We start from the raw sequence: 4,221 nt of genomic DNA on the forward strand, positions 1-4,221 counted from the left end.
GCCGGGCCGAGGCGCGCCGCGATCGAGCGCTGCCTGCGCCTGCTGGCCCTGCTCGCCGAAATGCCGGGCGCGGTCGACTGGCCCGGCGCGAGCCGGCAGATCGCGGCCGACCTCCCGGCGATGGGCGCGCCGCTCGGCCCCGAGGATCTCGCCGGCCCCTATGTCGCCATCGTCCAGGCCATGCTTGGGCTGACCCCGCAGCCGCCCACGCCGGGCCAGGCCGCCCGCCTGCGCGCCGCCCTGGCCGCCCTGCGCGCACCGGTGCGCGCCGAGGATCTGGCCGCGCTGAGCGCTGGCCTCGCCGGCTACCCCGCGCTCTGACGCGCTCCGCTGCTGGGGCTATGGAACCTCTCCCTGCGAGCGTCCAGAGATCTGCACTAGGGGCTCACCAGCGGCGTCACCGGCTCGCCGGCGGCCAGCTGGGCCATGGCCGGCTCCATCTCGTCGAAGGTGATCCCGCCCTCGTAGCGGTACTGGATGATCCCGTCCGCATCGACCAGGAATGTCCACGGCTCGGTGATCAGCCCCCACTCGACCATGGGCTGCACGCGCTTCTGCTGCTGGAACGACTCGCCGTAGGGGTAGGGGTAGACCTCGACGTGGATGAAGTTGACTTTGCCCTTGAACTGGTCCTTCAGCTTCTTCAGCACGGCCAGGTTCGGCCCGCACACCGCCGTCTGACAGTAGCCGGGGGTGAGGAAGCCTATCACAAAGGGCTTCTTGGCCGCGATCGCGTCGGCGATCGTCAGCTGGTAGAAGTCCGGGTCGGGGCTGGTGTCCGAGCTGATCTTCGTCAGGTCGGCGTTATCGCGGACGGTGAGGTTCTTGCTCGGCAGGGCCGCCTCGCCGATCGCGGGGATGCGCGACTTCTCCTTCACGTCGAGGCGCAGGTTGACGACCTGCGGGGTGCCGCCGTTCGGGATGCTGATCTCGACGCTCCAGTTCCCCGGCTTGTCGAAGGTGGCGTAGCCCACGTACAGGCCGAAGGGCAGCCCCTGGCCGCGATAGACCGCCGTGCTCTCGCTCTGCACCTTGGTGTCCTCGCTGCCGTCGAGGTAGAAGAAGCGCATGCTCAGCCGCAGGTCGGCCTTGTTCAGCGGCGTGCCGTCCTGGAGCAGGCCGAGGGCGATTCGGTTCGGCCCGACGTCAAGCTCGGACACGGCCAGCACTGGCACCAGGGTGCTGCTGGAGCCCGACGCGCCCGATGTGCCCGACGCGCCCGACGGGCCACTCTGCGCCGGCTGGCCGCACGCGGCCAGCGCGACGAGCAGCAGCAGGGCCAGCAGCGGCAGGGCGCCGGGTCGGAGTGTGCGAGCAGTGGTCATGATGATCTCCCGAGGGTGTAATACTCCCAACCCCCGACCCCCAATCTACTCCTCGCGCAGCGCCAGCGCCGGGCTCGTCCTGCTCATCGCGTAGGCCGGGTAGACCCCGGCCAGCAGGGCGGCCAGCATGGCCACCAGCAGGGCCTGCCCGAAGACCGCCGGGCTCAGGCTCAGGTCGAGCGTCCAGCCGAACGAGCGCTTGTTGATCACGTAGACCAGCACCACCGCCAGCCCCAGGCCCAGGGGCGTCGCCAGCAGCCCCGCCGCCAGCCCCATCAGCCCGGTCTGCCCGAGCACCACGCCCCAGAGCTGGCCCGGCGTCAGGCCGGTGGCCCGCAGCATGCCCAGCTCCCTGGCCCGCTCCAGCTGGAGCGCCATCAGCGCGCTGAGGATGCCGATGAAGGCCACCGCCGTGGCGAGCAGCTGGAGCACCGCCGTGATCGCGAAGGTGCGGTCGAAGACCTCCAGGGTGCCCGCGCGCAGCGCCGCGTTCGAGCGGATCGTCAGGGTCTGCGGGCCGCCCGGCCAGCCCGCGACGATCTGGCGCAGCTCGGCGATCAGCCCGTCCACGTCCTGGCCGTCGGCGGCGTAGAGGGCCAGCGATGAGACCGCCGGGTCGTCCCACATGGCCCGGTAGGTCGCGTCGGCCATGCGGATCACCCCCCGGTCCGAGCTGTAGTCGTAGTAGACCCCGGCGATCGGGAATTGCTGCGGGCCGCGGTCGGTGGGCAGCTCCAGGCTGTCGCCCGCGCCCAGGCCAGTGCGGTAGGCCAGCGGCTCGGAGACGAAGATCGCCCCGCCGTCCCATGCGCCCCAGCTGGCCGCGTCCCCGCCCTCCAGGAAGCGCAGGGCCGAGCGGCCGCGCCCGCCCTCTACCCGCACCGCCACCAGGGTTGTCGGGCCGGACGCCGCATCGACCTGGACGCTGCGGAAGCGGGTGTCCGCCGCCACGCCCGGCGCGCCCGCCAGCGCCTCCACCAGGGCGGGGTCCAGGGTTGTGCTGGCGCGGTTGGCGGTGCCGCCCGGCGCCGAGACATACACATCGGCCACCAGGCTCTGGTCCAGCCAGCTGATCACCGTCTGCCGGAAGCTGCCCACCATCACGCCCACGCCGATCGTCACGCTGATCGCCACCATCAGGGCGGCCACGGCCACGGCGGTGCGCGAGAGCGCGGCCACCACGTCGCGGGCGGCCATGCGCCCGAGCAGCCCGAAGGCCCGCCCGAGCGGCGGCCCGGCCAGGGCCATCAGCCCCACCATCAGGGCCGGGCTGAGCAGGGCCGCGCCAATCACGATCATGAACAGGGAGCCGAAGGCCAGGTAGAGGCCTCCGATCTCAGATTGCAGATTGCAGATTGCAGATTGCAGCGGCCCAATCTGCAATCTGCAATCTACAATCTGCAATGACGGAGCCCACAGCAGCGCCACGCCCAGCCCGATCACGGCCAGCCCGGCCAGCGCCGCGCGCGGCACCGCCCGGCGCATGCGCTCCTCCGCGCTCGATCGGCGCAGCACCGTGCGCGGCGGCGTGCGCATCGCCTCCAGGGCCGGCACCGCCGCCGCCAGCAGGGTCGCCCCCACGCCGAGCAGCAGGCCCTTGAGCAGCACCGCCGGCTCCACGCTCAGGCCGCGCACCGTCACCGTGAAGTAGAGGTCGTTGATCGTGCGCGTCACCAGCACCACCAGGCCGCGCCCGAGCAGCACGCCCAGCCCCAGGCCGAGCAGCGAGCCGGCCAGGCTGATCAGGGCCGCCTCGCCCAGCACCATGGCCAGGATCTGCCCGCGGGTCACGCCGACGCAGCGCAGGGTGCCCAGCAGGCCGCGCCGCTGCACCACGCTGAAGGTCACGGTGTTGTAGATCAGGAACATGCCCACGATCAGGGCCAGCAGGCTCAGGGCGGTCAGGTTCAGCTCGAAGGCGCGGGTCATCTGCTCCAGGGCGCCCGAGCGGGCCGCCGCCCGCTCGATGCTCGCGCCGGGGGGCAAGACGGCGGCTATCGCCGCCTCCGGCCCAGGTGCTTGGGGGGCGGCCGCTGATGCAGCGTCCGCTTCAAGGATGAGGTCAATCCTGGAGAGCCTGCCGACCATCCCAAGCAGCTCCTGGGCCGTGGCGATATCGGCCACGAGCAGGCCCTCCAGCGCCCGCGCGCTCAGGTCGTCCGAGGGCTGCAGCAGGCCGGCCACCCGCGCCTCCACCGTGCGCGCCCCGAGCCGCAGGGCCAGCGTGTCGCCCGGCGCGAGGCCGTACTGCGCGGCCAGCGGCGCGGACATCAGCACGGCCCCCGGCTCGACCAGCAGCCGGCTCAGGTCCACCGTCGCATCGGCGGCGCCCGCGCCCACGCCCACGCCGGGGCCGCCCAGGTAGGCCCGGAACGGCCCCTCGGCGAAGGGGTCCACCCCCAGCAGGTGGACCGTCATCCCGCCGAGGGCCGGGGCCACGGCGTAGCCCTCGACCACCGGCGCCGAGGGGCGCACGGCCATGCCCACGCGCAGCCGCGCGTAGAGCGCCTCGTCCAGCCCGGCCGGCCCGCCGACGATCTGGTGGGTGGCCCGGCCGGCCACGCTCTCGGTCGAGAGGGCGAAGGCCCGCGAGGCGCTGGCGGTGGCCAGGTCGATCGCCACCACCACGGCGACGCCGAGGGCCACGCCGAGCACGCAGAGGCCGATCTGCCAGGGGTGGCGCAGCATGTAGCGGACGGATGTCCGGAGTACGATCATGGGTGTCCTCCTGACACCCATGATACCTCACTATGCTGCCGGGAGGCGGGCGCGCAGGGCCCAGGCATGAGCAACGTCGCTTGCGGCTGAAGCCGCGTCACGGGGGCCTGCGGCCAGTCGCCCGCCGTCGCGGGCGGTTCCGGCGTCGGCGCAGGCCGACGCCCGGCGCGCAGCGCCG

General features: G+C 72.9%; 2 protein-coding genes and 1 pseudogene. 1 reads left to right on the plus strand and 2 read right to left on the minus strand.

The genetic code is table 11. The features are described 5' to 3' along the window. Positions 1 to 321: pseudogene (locus K2Z83_RS18355) on the plus strand (low molecular weight phosphatase family protein); the annotation flags it as partial. Between the two features lie 56 nt (positions 322 to 377). Here the strand turns inward: K2Z83_RS18355 and K2Z83_RS18360 are convergent. Together K2Z83_RS18360 and K2Z83_RS18365 are read right to left on the minus strand one after the other, a co-directional pair. Then, positions 378 to 1,325, minus strand: a complete 948-nt coding sequence (locus tag K2Z83_RS18360; protein WP_220596643.1) for a thioredoxin family protein — start codon at positions 1,323 to 1,325, stop codon at positions 378 to 380. A 45-nt stretch (positions 1,326 to 1,370) separates the two neighbouring features. Then, positions 1,371 to 4,043: an FtsX-like permease family protein gene (locus K2Z83_RS18365; RefSeq protein ID WP_255604214.1), complete on the minus strand. Its 2,673-nt coding sequence runs from the start codon at positions 4,041 to 4,043 to the stop codon at positions 1,371 to 1,373. Positions 4,044 to 4,221 lie beyond the last annotated feature (178 nt).

Origin of the sequence: Oscillochloris sp. ZM17-4, from assembly GCF_019599295.1 — a bacterium.
In the GTDB taxonomy this organism is placed as follows: domain Bacteria; phylum Chloroflexota; class Chloroflexia; order Chloroflexales; family Chloroflexaceae; genus Oscillochloris.

What these genes read in the sequence shown, in the direction of transcription:
- K2Z83_RS18360 (WP_220596643.1), bottom strand. Translation starts at nt 1,325, where the DNA reads ATGACCACTGCTCGCACACTCCGACCCGGCGCCCTGCCGCTGCTGGCC.
- K2Z83_RS18365 (WP_255604214.1), bottom strand. Translation starts at nt 4,043, where the DNA reads ATGATCGTACTCCGGACATCCGTCCGCTACATGCTGCGCCACCCCTGG.